Origin of the sequence: Ekhidna sp., assembly GCF_039960695.1 — a bacterium.
Classification (GTDB): domain Bacteria; phylum Bacteroidota; class Bacteroidia; order Cytophagales; family Cyclobacteriaceae; genus Ekhidna.
Genome location: NZ_JBDVKP010000019.1, coordinates 327188 through 343422 on the forward strand (window position 1 = coordinate 327188; position 16235 = coordinate 343422).

The window sequence follows — 16235 nt, forward strand, 5'->3', positions numbered from 1 at the left end:
CTGTGATAAGTTTTTGTTTCTTTCGAAGACGATGGCAAAAGTATTAATCATAGAAGATGATCTGGAGATCATTAATCTGCTGGAGATTCATCTCAATGACCTGTCCTGTGATGTTTTGAAGGCTATGGATGGAGGTGTGGGATTGGAAATGGCAAAAAATGAAAATCCTGACCTTATCATATTGGATATCGCATTGCCTGTGATGGATGGAATAGAAGTGTGCCAAAAGATACGAATGAATCAGACTACACCGATTATCATGCTCACTGCAAAATCTGAGGAAATAGACCGAGTGCTGGGATTGGAAGTAGGAGCAGATGATTATATCATCAAGCCATTTAGTGTTCGAGAATTTATTGCACGTGTAAAAGCAATATTCAGAAGGACGAAGCTGATCAAAGAAAGTATCGCAAACGGAACTGCCAGGTTGGGGTTTGATGGATTAACTATTGATATAGAAAAGAGAAAAGTGGAGGTTAATAATGAGCGAATTGAGCTATCACCTAAAGAGTTTGAATTGTTGACTTTAATGGCATCGCATCCAGGTAAAAGCTACACGAGGAGTGATCTTTTAAAAATAATTTGGGGCTATGATTTCGAAGGTTACGAGCATACCGTCAATTCCCATATCAACCGCCTCAGGGCTAAAATTGAATCGGATATGACTAAGCCAAAATACATTCTTACAACCTGGGGAGTTGGGTATAAATTCAGCGAAGAATTATGAGCGAGTACAGGCTTTTAACCAATCGCTTGATTAAGAAGATTGCCGTAGTTTTCTTCCTTTTGGTAGTTATCATGGGCGTAAGCTATATATTCACTACGATCCACCTTACTAATAAACACTTTGAAGCGCGATCACAAAGGTTGAACGCACAACTGGCCAATCATCTGATCGAAGAAAAATTCAAAGGAAACTCCCCATTTCTAGCAGATGGTTCCATAAACAAACCATTATTCGGAGATCTGATGCATGATATGATGGCTGTAAATCGCGGCATTGAGGTGTACCTGTTGAGTACGGATGGTGAAGTCTTGTATTCTGTAGTGCTCAGTCACGACAACCCAAGTGATCCGGTACGATATGTAAATTTACAGCCCATTCGTGAATTTATCGATTCGAATGGAGGAACGTACATTCTTGGTGATGACCCACTGCAAGCTGGAGAAAAGAAGATTTTTTCGGCCGCCAGATTTGAGCATCAAGGCACTGAAGGATATATCTATATCGTCTTGGCGGGACAGGAAATAGATAGAGTGTCATCCACCTTGTTTTCAAACTACTTTATGAAACTAAGTATAGGAGCGTCTATAATCACAATGACCTTTGTGCTTTTTCTTGGCTTAATCAGTTTTTGGTTTCTGACGAAGAACCTTCGCTCCATTATTTATACGGTAAAAAGATTTAGGGAAGGAGATTTAAATATTCGAATAGCGGAGGCAGAAAAAACTGATCTATCCATACTGGCAGTTAATTTTAATGAAATGGCAGATACCATTGAAAAGAACATGGATAAGATTAGATCTGTTGATGTGCTTCGACGCGAGTTAATTGCCAATGTCTCTCATGATTTAAGAACGCCACTGTCGATTATCAATGGCTACATTGAGACACTGCAAATAAAGAAAGCTGACCTGACAGAAGATGAAAAGGACCAATACCTAAGCATTATTAAGGCTAGCTCTGAAAAACTTACTCGGCTGGTCTCTCAGCTATTTGAATATTCAAAACTGGAGGCGAAACAAGTAGAACCGCTAAATGAACCATTTGCAATGACAGACCTTGCTATGGATTTGGTTTCAAAATACCAGGTACTTGGTGAGGAGAAAAATGTAAAAATCGAATTGGAATCTGACGATCAGGTTCCATTGGTTTTTGCTGACATTGGCTTAGTGGAGAGGGCACTTCAAAACCTTCTGGATAATGCCCTGAAATTCACTCCTGAAGGAGGACGAATATTACTCAACATAGCAGCAAATAATGATCAGGTAAAAGTGGGTATCTCTGACACTGGTCCCGGAATAAATAAGCATGATCAGTCAGTGATATTTGATAGATACAGACAGTCAAAGAAGAACTCAACCGAAGAAGGGATAGGACTCGGACTTGCGATCGTTCAGAAGATTATGGAATTGCATAACACCACCATTCAAGTGATTAGTAGTCCGAATGAAGGAAGCACGTTTATTTTTCACTTGCCAAAATATCAGGTGTCTGGCGTTTAGTAGTCTTTGTACAGATTAGGCTTTCTGGTGAGCATCTGCAAACTCATATCTACCAAGTCTCCCATATTTTCACATAAAAGAAAATCTTTGTCCTCATAATAGTTTGCTAGCTCTTTCCTTAATTTTTTAATGTTTTCAGGTTTTGAAAGTTTGTCTTTTTTCATTGCCGACAGCAAATCATCTACGCGTTTCTTTTCTACTTTCAGTCTATTGGAAATATTCGAGCGCTCTTCCCGCTGGTATTGTTTCACCGTTTCTGGTGTCATATGTTTCAGCCCGATCTTTATAATTGGATTATTCTGCGTGTAGTATTGAGGTAAGTATATAGCGCGCCTACCTTCGTACGATTGCTGATCAAAGTCTATAGCGCGCAATCGATATTCCACGTCTTCAAAATCAGGAGTTATATCTACAACAAAGTTGCTGCTATGCATATCCCCAAGCAGTCGAACGAAGCAGCGTTCATTGAACTTCACAAATTCCTTCGCAAGTCGGATTTCATTAAGGTTGGCACTTCCAAGATAGCGTTTGATGAATAATTCTGCAGGAACACCCACAATATGTTCTTCAATAAGTGTTTCCTTATTTACTACGTAGCTTATCTTATTTGGCGATAGCAAATGTTCAAGTTCTAAGCCATAGATACGGGAAGCATCTGCATTCTTTATATAAAAGTAATCGAAGTTGTCATTTATCTGATTGACTACACGTACCCGAAAGGGTTGTGTATTGCCATAAGCACATAGATCTACACGATCGATGATTAAATGATCCATCGCAGATAGATCACCATCAGCTTTCATGATGGCATAGACTTTTTTTAGCGACGCATTGATATGGTCCATATCGCCTTGAGGAAAGAACACTGTTTCCCACAATGTATCATTACCTGACTTATCATAAAGAGGAATGGAGTTGTCATAGCGAAGTAGATCACCATAATAGATAGGCAAATTCATCTCACGATCGTATTTTTTGATGTAGGCGCGAAGCGATTTGCTAATCGGGAAAATTTCTTTTTTCTTACTAATGATTGCCATTGAGATACAAGCTAGTTAAGATACTTCACACCAAATTTCCCAATTGTAGGCTCAATTGGAGCAGGAATCGTATCGCTTTTGATCATTTCCAATAAATCTATTTCGATGTTACGAGTAATCGTTGTTATTGGGGTATCAGCTGCGCGTCCTTCAAACGGATCTTCCGTCACAGCTCCGGATTTTTCCAGGATTGTGAATACAAAGGAAATAGCAATTGACATGGGAATGGCACTCCAGCTCATATCTGTGACAAGTGAAAAGGGGAGGCAAGTCACAAAAAGCCATAAAAATACACCCGTGAAGTAATTGTAGTAATATGGAAAAATGGTGCCCTTAATTCGTTCGGCCATGCCTTGCAAGCTGTAAAATTCCTTAATTACATTGGTTAATTCCATGTGACGAAAATCTTCAATGATATTTTTCTCATATGCATCTTGTAAGCGTTCACTTTGCTTATGCAAAAGCTGGGTAGGCTTGTTGTGAACTTTACGTATTTGATCTACTTCTTTCTTTGAAAGATATTTTCCTAGATCATCCCAATGATTTTGCTTTCGCAAATGCATGATCAATGAATAGAGCCAGCCAATATGTCTGGTAATGAGCTCTTTTCTCCATATCAGCACATCTTTATCCTTTACTTTTCCCTTGGAAAAATGGGTTGAAGAAAACGTACATATCATTACACCAAAAGTTCGGCTGGCATTAACTATTCCGCCCCAAATTTTTCGCGCCTCCCACCAACGGTCATAGGCACTGTTGTTTCTGAATCCAAGAAAAATTGCCAACGCGCCACCTAGGATAGTTACTGGAACCACGGGCAATGTGAGAGGTTCGAAATCAAATATTTCACCGAACTCATATTGGAAAACAGCCACTATGGAAATGATCGTGAAAAGGAGAATGTTTTTTCTATTATAAAAAGTGATCCCAAGGATCTGCTTGAATGGATTATCTGAATATTTTAGTATCATTTCTTTGTCAGTATTTCGAGAAACCTCTTAGTCGAAGTATCACACCAGTTTCTGAATTTATCGCCTGCCTCATTATGTTGTGGAAGATAATCCAACAATACTTCCAGATCAAAGATTTCACTTGACACACCTGCACCTGCCTTCTTTGCATCCAATGCATTGCATGCTTGTTCGTAGTGACCTTTTACAGGCACCATTAGGATGGGTTTGCCCATGTACATAGCCTCACATACGGATTCAAAACCAGCGGTAGTTAGATAGCCTCTGCAACTAGACATAAACTGAATAAACTTCTCATCGTCAAGCTGATGAAAGGTTAGTGTTTCATCTACATTCAACTCATTTGGTTCATCCTTCTTATCCCAAAAACAATGAATAGGTATTTCCGGGTGTTTATAGTGAAAAGCCTTCACATCTTCTGAGTAGCCATGATTTACCATGTATACAAGGAAATGATCACCTTGAGATGTTTTTATAGTTTTAACCTCATCTCTTAGTAGCGGTGGAACCACCGATAGCTTTTTCTTAGACTCATCAACCATGGATTGGAATGATAAACCCAGAATTTTGTCTGCGCCATATCCAGCCAATCGATTGCCAGCTAATAGTGAAGTTTTGTCATAAAACCTGCCTTTCGGAAATTCGAATGACGAATGATTCAATAAAAACTGATGGGCTAACGCAATGTGCTTCACTTTCGGTTTTTTGAGTATAAAATACAGGCCACTCAAAAAATCATAGAAATTGATGATTATATCTGGTTCTTCCTCTTTTACTATAGCATCTATTTGATTGATGCTATGTAGGAAGGCCCGACCTTTCCAAAGGTTAGCCGCCAACGTTTTCAAAACATTGACTGATCGTGCATTTTTATCTGTTACAAAATTTGGACTTTCTAGTTGTGTAACTGGACTATCAATTTGATCTAGAAAAAATTTTGGAAGTGCTCGTCTTTTACTCTTACCTACAATTACATGAGATATTTCATGCCCATTTTCTTTTAGAATATGGAACAATGAAATAGCCTGGGTCATATGCCCACGTCCCTCTCCTTGAACAATAAAAATATATTTCAAACAAGCTAGATATTAGCTCGCAAACTTAAGTAGAAACTCGGTTCCTTGGCCGAATTGAGATTTTGCAGTTATGTTACCTCCATGTTTCCTCATGATCTGCTTAGAAAGACTAAGTCCAATACCTGAACCGTTTTTCTTGGTGGTAAAGAATGGGATAAATATTTTCTTAATAGCTTCTTCCTCTATTCCCGTACCATTGTCAGCAACTGAAATATAAGCCCCACCACCTTCTGTAGGCATGGCGGTTATCGTTAGAGATTTATTCTCTTTTTCTGCAGCATCCAATGCCTGGATTGCATTTTTTACGACGTTGATGATTACTTGCTCAATCTGCTCTCTGTCAATGTTTACTTTGAGCTTTGGTTTAACTGAGCAATTAACTGTAATGCTGGCCCGTTCAGAATCTGGCTTAAGTAACATCAACACGTGTTTAATCATATCCTCAACTTCAACCGGCTCAAGATTTGGTAACTTGATTCGAGTCATGTTTCTAAAATCGGAAACGAATTTGATCAGACTCTCGCTGCGATTATGAATGGTTTTTACCGACAAGTAAAAATCTTCAATGGTATCATCAGGAATCTCATTGATATTCTTCCCGTTTTTTAGAAATTCATCTAACTCAGTTTCTACTGTTGCCGCTAAAGAAGAAATAGGAGTAACAGAATTCATGATCTCATGTGTAAGTACCCGGATCAGATTTTGCCATGCCTCCATTTCTTTTTCTTCCAGTTCTGACTGAATGTTTTGAATTGAAACAAGCTTGAAGGCTTTACCAAGGAGTGACAACTCAATTGCATATACTGCGAGTTGCACTTCATCATCATTTTTGGTGATCTTAATCAAATCTCTGCCTCCGGTCTTCAATTCTGTAAATGAGTTTTGAAGGTTTGGGTGTTCTCTGCCGATCTGTTTAATGTTTTTAATCATCTTGATATCCAATAGCTTCTTAGCTGCATTGTTCATGATTTGGACTTCACCATCCACATCGAATGTGATTATCCCAATTCCTATGTGCTGAACAATCGTTCGGAGGTACTGATGTTGCGCTTCTTTATCAGCTCGTATCTCTCGAAATTTTCGTAGAATTTCATTGAATTCATGATAGAGCAAATCTCTACTCGATCCAGATTTTTTTTCTGGATATGTGTTCGTGAAATCATCGTAATGAATGCTTTCGAGAAAATGAACAATCTCACGATTCGATTTTTCCAAAAATTGATACAAGTACCATCCTTGAAAGGCCGTAAGAGAAAAAACTAGAAATTTGGTAAAAAAATAGGAGTCAGAGTAATACAGTGATGTAAACAAAAACATAGTAAGCAGGAGCAATAACATCCTGCCGATCAATTGAAATTTAAAAGACTTATAAATCATGTTTTTCTAATCTTCTATACAGTGAAGCTCGTGTGAGTCCAAGTTCCTTAGCTGCTTTGGAAATATTTCCTTCATACTTATTCACAACCTTTTGGATGGTGATTTTTTCCATGTCGTCCAGATTATAAGAGTCTGGCTCTAGAGAAAGGTTGCTTTCTGGCTTCTGAGCAAGGAAAAAAAAGTCTTCTGGCATTAGCTGTCCATTTTCACTCATAATGATAGCTCTTTCAATGGCATGCTGTAGCTCGCGAATATTACCTGGCCAGGGATACTTTTGCAGTTTACCCACTGTTGATGCTGCCACTCCATCGATAGTCTTTCGATACTTTCCAGCATACATTTTCACGAAATGATTAGCCAACTGTTCCATATCTTCCATCCGTTCACGAAGTGGAGGCAGCTGGATTTCTACAGTATTGATTCTATAGAGCAAATCCTGCCGGAAGGTATTGTCATTCACCATTTCGTACACAAGCATGTTTGTAGCACTAATCAGTCGTATATCTACAGGTACTTCCTGATTACTACCAATTCTAGTGACCTTTCGGTTTTGAATGGCTGTTAAAAGTTTGGATTGTAGCGGTTGACTTAGGTTGCCAATTTCATCCAAAAAAAGAGTTCCGCCAGAAGCTACTTCAAACCTTCCAGCTCGATCTTCTTTGGCGTCTGTAAATGAGCCTTTCTTGTGACCAAATAGTTCACTTTCGAAAAGTGACTCAGTGATTGCACCCATATCCACACCAATAAATGGCATGTCTTTCCTCAAGGATTTCTGATGGATGGCACGTGCGATCAATTCTTTACCAGTACCATTCTCGCCTAAGATCAACACATTGGCGTCAGTGGCTGCCACCTTATCTATCAGCTTGAAAACTTTCTTGATCGCATCACTTTCCCCAATGATGTCTTTAAAGGCTTTGCTACTATCAGCCTGGAGAGTCTTACTTGTTTGCTTTAGTTGCGAGACCTCTTTATAGCTCTTTTTAAGCCTTGCCGCACTTGAAAGAGTTGCTAATAGTTTTTCGTTTTGCCAAGGTTTCAATACAAAGTCAGTTGCTCCGGCTTTCAAGGCTTTTACAGCCATCTCTACATCTCCAAATGCTGTAATCAGAATCACCACAGCTTGTGGGTCCTTCTCAAGGATCTGTTCCAACCAGTAAAATCCCTCTTTACCGCTTGTGGTGTCCTGACTATAGTTCATATCCAGAAGGATGACATCAAAGGTGTCGTTATTGAGAAGGAAAGGGATTTTTCGTGGATCTTTCTCAATTATCACCTCTTTGATATGTTTCTTTAGCAGCATTTTAGCGGCTAACAACACATCTTCATCATCATCTATTATTAGTATTTTATTTATTTCTTCGTCCACTGGATTTGTATTTATGTAATTATTTAAAAGGCTACAATTGTGCCAAGACCAGAAAATAAGTCTCAGAATAGTTCAGGCGCTAAAAGTAGTGAATTAAATGTTCGAAATTGAACAGTTTCTTACTGATTTTTTACAATATTGAACACATCGGTCAGCCCAAGTATAGGAACTCCGGTTATATAATAGTATTCTGCTTTACTCTTTTCCCATTTAGTCAAAGCGTCAAAATAGTCTGTCTGTGCTTCTATGTATTTGTCTTGTTGGATGTTCAGCTTAAATAAATCAGTCTCTCCATTTTGGAGGTTAATGATTTCAGCATTGAGCAACCTGCGATAATTCTGAGAGACCCCTTGATATTGAAAAAGTAAATCTTGAAATGCATTGCTTTGAGCATATGCACCTAACACACGGTTCTTAATGTTAACTTGGCTTTGGGCTAGTTCATACTCATTGCTTTGAAGTTTCAGGCGCGTCTGCTGCAATTTTCCTCGTTCTTTTCTAAGCAAAATCGGAAATGAAAAGTCGAGTCCCATTTTATAGTTTTCTCCAAATTCTACGCCATTTGAATTAAAGTCAGGATCTAGTGGCGCATCAATAAGCGAATAGGATAAGTCAATTTGGGGTTTAATACTCTCTTTAGCCCATCTAAGATCAGCATCTAACTGATTTCTTTTTCCGTCCAGTTTACTGATATCTGGATGACTTGTGAGTGCATACTCAATGGCACTTTTCAATTCGGTATCTCTCGGTGTAGTGAATAGAGTTGATGAATCAGGTGAAACTCCAAGTTGTAGTTCAAGTGGAACTAAATCCTCTGACCAAAGGTGCTTGGATAAATTCAGCTTGGACAGCTCATACTCAAGCTGTGTTTTTCTGAAATCTACCGTTCTTTTTTGAAGATTAATTTTTGCTTGGAGTGTATCCACAATGGCAGCTTCACCAAATTCAAAGTCTATCAACGTACGATCAAATAGGTTTTGAGCAAGATCAATCGCTTGATCCATTAGCTGTATTTTCTGATAATACAAGTACCAATTCCAATAGTCTTTAATTATTGTAAATAAGATTTTATTTACTTCATTAGTTTGTTCAGCTTCGGCTATTTGAGAAAAAGCATCCGCTCTTTTGATCATATTTCTTCGCTCATCAAAGAATAAACCTTTACCTAGCGGAACAGAAAACCCCACGGCTACTTGCTGGTTGGCTGTATTATCAGAGATGAAATTTTCCGGATTCAAAAAATCTCCAGTATTTTGGATGAATTCAATCTTGGGATCAATACCGATCCAAGTTGGAATTTTGAATGTTGTGTTTAAGAGGTTATAGTATTCGGTATCCTTAAAGTCTTTTACATTATAGTTCAATTCGACTTCCGGATCGAACCCACCCCTTGCTTCTCTCAATCTAGCTTCAGCGTTTACATTTATTAGATTTGCTTGCTTAACTATAGGATGGTATGCGAGTGACATCTTCAGCACAGTTTCCAATGAAAGGAAAGTCGCGTTTCCGCTTAAACTGTCAGACGTATTCTGGCCAAATAGGAGGCATGGAACCAGCGATATGATGATTACATATCTTCTCATTTCTTGCCAATTTTAATGCCGGGATTCTCATCTTCATACATTGTAGGTGGGAATCCATTCATATTTCGCCAGATTTCATACCAAATTGGAACGTTGTTAAGCATGACCCAGCCTTTGGCTGCAGAACCAATCCGAAGTAATTCCGGCCATTTTTCATCTTCAGGATCAGGTTTTACAATAATTCTAAACATGCCATTTTTGCTTTCGACTCTGTCGATAATGGCTACTATTCCTCCGAATGTACCTACTGATGCATTGGGCCAACCTGAAAATTGCAACGCTGGCCAGCCATCAAAGAGTACTCGGACTTTTCGTCCTTTGCCAATCAAAGGCATATCCATCGCCTTTATATACATTTCGAAAGCCATATCATCTGATTGTGGAAGTATGGTAGCTACTGCATCGCCTTCTTTGAGGGTTTCACCGATTCCAACTTTTATGGCTTTTACTATGTATCCAGACTGAGGCGCGATGATTTGATATTGAGATTGTCTCACTAATACATTCGTAAGCTCGTTTTCCATTTTGGCTATTTGAGCCTGTGTCTCATTTCGGCTGGCAATCGTTTCATTGAGGTTAGATTGAGCTTTACTTATTTTATCAGAATATTCAGCGTCTACAGACGCAAGCTCAAGAGATGCATTCGCCAAGTCAGCCTTTCGTTGAAGCCACTCGTTTTCAACTTTTAATACTTTAGCACCACTCATTTGAAATTTATTCTCTATTTCTTGAAATTTTGTAAGTGTAATGTTCCCGGCGTCAAAACGATTTTTATTTCGATCGAAAACACTCTTTGCATTATTATAATTAACTTTTTCTGCCATAAAGGCAAGGGAGTCAGCTTCTAGCTTTAGTCTTGATTGCTTCAATTTGTTTTTTGCTTGAGCCATTTTAGCCTCAACGGCTTTCCTAAGCGCCGTGATTTGCCTATTTAAAGCGGAGATTTTGTTGTCTTTGGCTTCAGCAGCATTTTTCTTGGCAACCAATTGTTCCCTGATACGCGGTACAAGATTTGGGTCAAAATATTTGTCCTTAATTTCAGCAATTGTTAATAGGGTGTCTCCTTTATTGACATAATCACCTTCCATAATATGCCAATCTGTAATTCGACCCGCTATAGCGGATTGAACTTGCTGAGGTCTATTCTTTGGGTTCAGAGTAGTGAGTTTGCCCTTACCTCTAATGTTCTGCTGCCAAGGTAGAAAAAGGAAAATGATGAAGAATACAAATGCAACTAATAATACTTTGGCAACCGTACGACCAATGCCCGGAGTTTTTAGCGTCCGAAGAGAGTACAGATGAGTTTCTGCTAGCTTATCCAGATGATCCATTAGTAGATGTCTTTTAGTATTTCTTCTTTTTTAATTAAATCTTCGAAAGCTCCGTAAGCCAGTTGCTCTCCATTTTCCAGGAACAATACATTGTCACATGCTGCCATAATGAGTGGATCATTCGACACCACAATCAGTGTCCATTTTCTTTTGATATCGGTGAGCAGTTCAATGAGTTTAAGTCTTTCACGCTTTGAAAAGTTGTTGAAAAAATCATTTAAGATGAGCATGGCGGGTCTTTTTGCCAGACATCTTGCCAGTACCAGCTTATTGACAAATGATGATGAAAATCCTTTTCCTCCACTCAGCATTTCGGTATTTAAGCCATTTGATAATCGATTTATTTCATCTTTGAGCCCCACATCTTCAATTGCATCAAGAGCATTCTTAATATCTGATGTTGGTTTACCAACCAATATATTTTCAAGGATAGTACCTTCGAAAATGTCTTCTTGAGATACATTTTTTCCTATCCTATCTCTGATGTAAGTTGTGTCTAAGTCTCTCAATGAATATCCATTGTAAGTCATTATTCCAGTATAATTCTGATGAATCCCTGCGATAATGTTTGTTAATGTTGTTTTACCAGAACCACTTCCGCCACTGATGCAAAGTGACTGTCCTTTATTAATGTGCACCGAAATGTTCTTCAGCGAAGGATTTTGAGCGCCGGGGTAGGTGTAGGTGACATCATCCATTTCCACTTCGTATCCATCTTTTAATTGAGCAGCAGGGATATCAATCCCGCCAGTATTTTCAAGAGGTAAGTCTGTAACATGTGAAATTTTATCAACAGCAGTAAGCATATCATAGACCACATCCATGTACATGATGATTTTCTCAACTGAGGCCAATACTAGAATGATGATTACTTCGGATGCCACAAACTGACCAAGCGTAATCTCTCGTTGGATAACCAGGATCGTCCCTAATATCAAAAGTCCTCCCGTAATTAAAGCTTTGAAAAGAAGAATAAATGAATATTGAGAAATAAGAATTTTAAAATGCTTGCTTCGATTTTCTAAATAGTTGTTCACCAGATAATCGGTCTTTCTGAGAGGTAAGACAGTATTTCCGGCCAACTTGAAAGAATAAAGCGTGCGGGCCATTTCCTCAAGCCAATAAACTACTTTGTATTTATACTTTGATTCTTTAATTGAACTTTTAAGTCCTTTAGGTCCTGTAAAGAAAAATATGAGGAATAATAATCCCAATAGACCTAATCCAAAGATGATGAAGAATGGGTGGTAAAATGCCAATAGAAGCAACCCAAATAGAATTTGGATAATGGCCGTGGACAAGTCGATCAGGATTTTAGGTAATCCTTTTTGGAGCGTCAAAACATCAAAAAATCGATTCATTAATTCCGGCATGTGCATATTAAGCACTGATTCCATTTTGATTCTAGGAACTCTAAAAGCAAACTCAAACGCGGATTTAGTAAATAGCCTCCTTTGTAGATACTCCACAATGGTGATTTGGAGCACTTGCAGAATCCCAGTACCAAGTGTGCCGAAAATTATCAGGCCGATGAGGAGATACACCGAGCTAGACACGACTCCTCCTGATATGAGCTCAACCGCGGCTTGAATTCCCAAAGGCAGAGTGAGGCTGACTAAGCCAATCAAGGCAGCATACACATACACGAAAAAAATGTCTTTTTTATCGGCAGATAATAGCTGGAACAGCCTTCGAACTGGAGATACATTTTTGTTTTCAGCTCCTGACATGAAACTTTGATATGCAAAACAGGAGAGCGTAAATACCTCACCATCCCTATTAGATGAAAATTTGACGTCATCCAGATTCTTTAACTCAAGCATTTTTAAGTCTCCTGCATTGGTGATAAACTCAAGAAAAATTCTTTTCTTCTTGTCCTTTGTCAAAAAGGCTGGATAGAACCCTTCCTGCTCTACAAAAACAATGAGTGGTGTCTTATTGTCTGTGATTAATCCATCGAGCTTATCCCTTCGAAGGTATTTCTCTATCAAAACAACACCTGCATCGTTAGCTGCCTCTATTAGGTCTCGCTGAAATTCAGCGATTTCATCAGCCTCATATTGTCGTGGAATAATATCCACATTTTGCAGATTCGAAATATTCAAATCCATTTTTAGCTTTGTGGCACACTCTTGCAAGCATCTGATTATTTGCTGATTGTTCATTTCTTCAAGGAATTGAAAATGATAGTAGTTAGATATTGAAAATTTTGCTCGTATATATCTTTTTCTTTTTTGATATCGGTGAGACGAGGTAAGTGTTGAGCAAAAAACACTTGCTGATGAGCAGCTTCTAAGCACGTACTTGAAAGAGATCTAGGAAATTTGAATTCAGGATTTATCTCGGTCATGTATGATGCGAATGTTTCACACAATGACTTATATCCTTTATAAACACCCTCTTTATTGATTTTGTCAACATCTTTAGTAAGGTATGTCTTATCAGATTCATTGATAACAATCTGCTGAAGCTCTGACTCACTGATGCCCGGGAAGTTTTCGTCATTTTCCAATTTTCTGGTGATTAACCTGATAGCGATTTTCAGCTTTTCAACAGGATCGAAAATATTATGCGTTTCGAATGTGATCCGATACTCTACATAATTCCAATACCATGAGATTAAATACACAAGAAGCCGATGCTTGTTTTCAAAGTATCTATAGATGGAAGCTTCAGTAGAACTTATTTGTATTGATAATTTCTTAAAAGTAAAAGATTCAAATCCAATTTTATTAATAAGAATAATACTCTCCTGCACAATTTTTTGACCCAAATCACTCGTCTGAGGATCTCTTAAATATAGAACTGAATTCAATTGTATTTGAAGTTTTGCTACCATTAGTTTTGATTAAGCTATTAAATATAATAGTAATACTATCATAACGATTGAAATTCATTACGGTTTTGATTTTTTTTTCAATTGAATTTTTGCTAACATTGAAGTCATTAGTCCTTTTTATTTTGAGTTTTTGACCTTTGGGTTCAGGTGTTAGTCCTCCTGGACCTTTTTTTTTACCAAAGCGGCTAAGCTCTTCCTCCAAATCCTTACAAGTATTTCATAGCGTATGCGATCAGTGATCGATTGCGAACACTTTTCTGTACTAAACTGTACATGGTGAATGTTAATAATCCAACAATTCTTTATATAAGTATCTGTTTTATAGATACTTATGATTAATGGCATCCTTATTGGCATACTGCGGATCGAAAACCTAAAACGACCAAATTGTCAAATGGACAGAAAGATTAAAAAGAAAAAGTGGACCATTAAGAAGATCAGTATTTACTGTGGAAGTGGTCTTCTTGTAGTCTTCATTGCTTACAACTTCTTACTATCAGGAGGTGGTACACGGCTCAACGTGGAAAGGAACAAAATAAATATTGCCACTGTGCATGAAGGGGACTTTCAGGAATTTATACCCGTAGATGGAAACGTGCTTCCAATTTTAACTATTCGGCTGGATGCTATAGAAGGGGGAGTAGTTGCTCAAAAATTTTATGATGGGGGAATTTTACTTGAAAAGGGTGATACCATCTTGACACTTGCTAATAATGACTTAATCCAAAGCTTTGTTAGAGAAGAGACCCAAGCCTCTATTCTTGTCAACAACCTGGAAAACACCAAATTGAGTCTGCAGAGAAATCAATTTGACTTACGTAGGAATTTGATAGAACTAGATTATCAGATAGATGCAGCAAAAGATGCCTATGAACGTGGAAAAAAACTTTTTGATGATAAAATTATATCTGAACAAGAATTTTTAAATCTCAAAAGAGAATATAACCGTTTGACGGATAATCGTAAAATTCAAATCGAATCCAATAGGTTTGATTCACTCAATGCTGTTATTCAAATCAGACAAACTGAGGAGACTTTGGTAAGAACCAGAAACAATCTTGACATGATTAAGAGGAATCTGGAGAACCTTTATATCAAGGCGCCAATTGACGGACGCCTCTCAACTGTTAATGTAGAAGTGGGTGAGTCAATTGCTACAGGACAGAACATTGGACAGATAGATGACTTAAATGGATTTAAGGTCCGTGCAACTATTGACGAACATTATATATCTAGAATATATGCGGGACTGAATGGTACATTCACTTTTGCTGGAACTGATTTCGGTTTAGCGATTACAAAAGTGTATCCTGAAGTGAATAATGGTCTTTTTGAAGTTGACATGGCTTTTGATTCTATACCAAATGGTATTAGAAGAGGGCAGACACTTCAAATAAGGCTACAGCTAAGTGAAAATATTACTGCAGTGCAAATTCCACGAGGTAGTTTTTATCAAACAACTGGAGGAAACTGGATTTTTGTAGTGAATGAAGATGAAACTGAGGCAGTAAGAAGAGATATTAGACTAGGTCGTCAAAATCAGCGATACTACGAAGTTGTGGAAGGATTGCAACCTGGGGAAAAAGTTGTTGTCTCTTCATATAGAGGTTATGAAGACAAAGACATTCTCGTAATAAAGTAACCAATAATAAATTAGAAAGTATTTTAAAATAGAATCCAAAGACTAAAACTCAATAAATCATGGAAAACGCTAAAGCACTTATTCAAACTAAAGATTTAAAGAAATTTTACTACACAGATGAGATTGAAACAACAGCCCTCGCGGGAGTTAACCTTACCATTAAAGAAGGTGAGTTTGTTGCGATCATGGGACCGTCAGGTTGTGGTAAATCAACATTACTCAATATAATTGGACTATTGGACAATCCTTCGGAAGGAGAATTTCATTTCACCAACTTAGAGATTTCTAAGTATAAGGAACGTCAACGCGCTGATTTAAGAAAAGCGAATATTGGCTTCGTATTCCAGAGCTTTAACCTGATCGATGAACTTACTGTATTTGAAAACATTGAGCTACCATTGATTTATTTGAAGTATTCTGCTGCCGAGCGTAAGAAAAGAGTGGAAGAGGTGATGGAGCATATGAAAATTATGCACAGAAGAAACCACTTTCCACAGCAGCTATCTGGAGGTCAGCAACAACGTGTAGCGATCTCAAGAGCTGTAGTTGCCAAGCCAAAACTAATTTTAGCGGATGAGCCTACTGGTAATTTGGACTCTGCAAACGGGCAAGAAGTGATGAACCTACTTACTGAGCTGAATGAAGCTGGGACTACAGTAATAATGGTAACTCACTCTCCTGTGGATGCGGAATACTCACACAGAGTTGTTCACTTATTTGATGGTCAGATAGTGTCTGAAAACATCAACGCAAAAGAAGCTTTAGTGTAATCTCTTCATAC

General features: G+C 38.0%; 14 protein-coding genes. 4 read left to right on the top strand and 10 right to left on the bottom strand.

The window, feature by feature from the left end:
* The first annotated feature begins 31 nt into the window (after positions 1–31).
* Together ABJG98_RS15160 and ABJG98_RS15165 are read left to right on the top strand one after the other, a co-directional pair.
* A complete protein-coding gene (locus ABJG98_RS15160) occupies positions 32–727 on the top strand; it encodes a response regulator transcription factor (RefSeq protein WP_348280386.1) in 696 nt (231 codons plus the stop codon).
* A complete protein-coding gene (locus ABJG98_RS15165; RefSeq protein WP_348280387.1) occupies positions 724–2226 on the top strand; it encodes a HAMP domain-containing sensor histidine kinase in 1503 nt (500 codons plus the stop codon). The genes ABJG98_RS15160 and ABJG98_RS15165 overlap by 4 nt, the downstream gene beginning before the upstream one ends.
* On the opposite strand, the gene ABJG98_RS15170 is transcribed toward ABJG98_RS15165, so the two are convergent.
* The 10 genes from ABJG98_RS15170 to ABJG98_RS15215 form a co-directional block, all read right to left on the bottom strand.
* Positions 2223–3266: a hypothetical protein gene (locus tag ABJG98_RS15170; RefSeq protein ID WP_348280388.1), complete on the bottom strand. Its 1044-nt coding sequence runs from the start codon at positions 3264–3266 to the stop codon at positions 2223–2225. The genes ABJG98_RS15165 and ABJG98_RS15170 overlap by 4 nt on opposite strands.
* 11 nt (positions 3267–3277) lie before the next feature.
* On the bottom strand, positions 3278–4237 hold the full coding sequence (locus ABJG98_RS15175) for a bestrophin family ion channel (RefSeq protein ID WP_348280389.1): 960 nt from the start codon (positions 4235–4237) through the stop codon (positions 3278–3280).
* Positions 4234–5313 (bottom strand): glycosyltransferase family protein, encoded by a 1080-nt coding sequence (locus ABJG98_RS15180; protein ID WP_348280390.1) that lies wholly within the window; start codon positions 5311–5313, stop codon positions 4234–4236. The genes ABJG98_RS15175 and ABJG98_RS15180 overlap by 4 nt, the downstream gene beginning before the upstream one ends.
* A 12-nt stretch (positions 5314–5325) precedes the next feature.
* Complete coding sequence (locus tag ABJG98_RS15185) at positions 5326–6528, bottom strand: ATP-binding protein (RefSeq protein ID WP_348280391.1); 1203 nt, start codon at positions 6526–6528, stop codon at positions 5326–5328.
* A 151-nt stretch (positions 6529–6679) separates the two neighbouring features.
* Positions 6680–8059: a sigma-54 dependent transcriptional regulator gene (locus tag ABJG98_RS15190; RefSeq protein ID WP_348280392.1), complete on the bottom strand. Its 1380-nt coding sequence runs from the start codon at positions 8057–8059 to the stop codon at positions 6680–6682.
* Positions 8060–8178: 119 nt separating this feature from the next.
* Positions 8179–9642, bottom strand: a complete 1464-nt coding sequence (locus ABJG98_RS15195; protein ID WP_348280393.1) for a TolC family protein — start codon at positions 9640–9642, stop codon at positions 8179–8181.
* Complete coding sequence (locus tag ABJG98_RS15200; RefSeq protein WP_348280394.1) at positions 9639–10973, bottom strand: HlyD family efflux transporter periplasmic adaptor subunit; 1335 nt, start codon at positions 10971–10973, stop codon at positions 9639–9641. The genes ABJG98_RS15195 and ABJG98_RS15200 overlap by 4 nt, the downstream gene beginning before the upstream one ends.
* Positions 10973–13084, bottom strand: coding sequence for an ABC transporter ATP-binding protein (locus ABJG98_RS15205; RefSeq protein ID WP_348280395.1), 2112 nt, complete (start codon positions 13082–13084; stop codon positions 10973–10975). The genes ABJG98_RS15200 and ABJG98_RS15205 overlap by 1 nt, the downstream gene beginning before the upstream one ends.
* A 50-nt stretch (positions 13085–13134) precedes the next feature.
* Complete coding sequence (locus ABJG98_RS15210; protein ID WP_348280396.1) at positions 13135–13788, bottom strand: TetR/AcrR family transcriptional regulator; 654 nt, start codon at positions 13786–13788, stop codon at positions 13135–13137.
* Positions 13748–14014, bottom strand: coding sequence for a hypothetical protein (locus ABJG98_RS15215; RefSeq protein WP_348280397.1), 267 nt, complete (start codon positions 14012–14014; stop codon positions 13748–13750). Before ABJG98_RS15215 ends, ABJG98_RS15210 begins: the two co-directional genes overlap by 41 nt.
* 192 nt (positions 14015–14206) lie before the next feature.
* Between ABJG98_RS15215 and ABJG98_RS15220 the strand changes: the two genes are divergently transcribed.
* Together ABJG98_RS15220 and ABJG98_RS15225 are read left to right on the top strand one after the other, a co-directional pair.
* On the top strand, positions 14207–15454 hold the full coding sequence (locus ABJG98_RS15220) for an efflux RND transporter periplasmic adaptor subunit (protein ID WP_348280398.1): 1248 nt from the start codon (positions 14207–14209) through the stop codon (positions 15452–15454).
* A 59-nt stretch (positions 15455–15513) separates the two neighbouring features.
* Complete coding sequence (locus ABJG98_RS15225; protein WP_348280399.1) at positions 15514–16224, top strand: ABC transporter ATP-binding protein; 711 nt, start codon at positions 15514–15516, stop codon at positions 16222–16224.
* The last annotated feature ends 11 nt before the right edge of the window (positions 16225–16235 follow it).

Excerpts from the sequence above, each read along its gene's own strand:
- ABJG98_RS15205 (WP_348280395.1), bottom strand. The coding sequence starts at position 13,084 with ATGGATTTGAATATTTCGAATCTGCAAAATGTGGATATTATTCCACGA.
- ABJG98_RS15195 (WP_348280393.1), bottom strand. The coding sequence starts at position 9,642 with ATGAGAAGATATGTAATCATCATATCGCTGGTTCCATGCCTCCTATTT.
- ABJG98_RS15175 (WP_348280389.1), bottom strand. The coding sequence starts at position 4,237 with ATGATACTAAAATATTCAGATAATCCATTCAAGCAGATCCTTGGGATC.
- ABJG98_RS15200 (WP_348280394.1), bottom strand. The coding sequence starts at position 10,973 with ATGGATCATCTGGATAAGCTAGCAGAAACTCATCTGTACTCTCTTCGG.
- ABJG98_RS15225 (WP_348280399.1), top strand. The coding sequence starts at position 15,514 with ATGGAAAACGCTAAAGCACTTATTCAAACTAAAGATTTAAAGAAATTT.
- ABJG98_RS15220 (WP_348280398.1), top strand. The coding sequence starts at position 14,207 with ATGGACAGAAAGATTAAAAAGAAAAAGTGGACCATTAAGAAGATCAGT.
- ABJG98_RS15170 (WP_348280388.1), bottom strand. The coding sequence starts at position 3,266 with ATGGCAATCATTAGTAAGAAAAAAGAAATTTTCCCGATTAGCAAATCG.
- ABJG98_RS15160 (WP_348280386.1), top strand. The coding sequence starts at position 32 with ATGGCAAAAGTATTAATCATAGAAGATGATCTGGAGATCATTAATCTG.
- ABJG98_RS15165 (WP_348280387.1), top strand. The coding sequence starts at position 724 with ATGAGCGAGTACAGGCTTTTAACCAATCGCTTGATTAAGAAGATTGCC.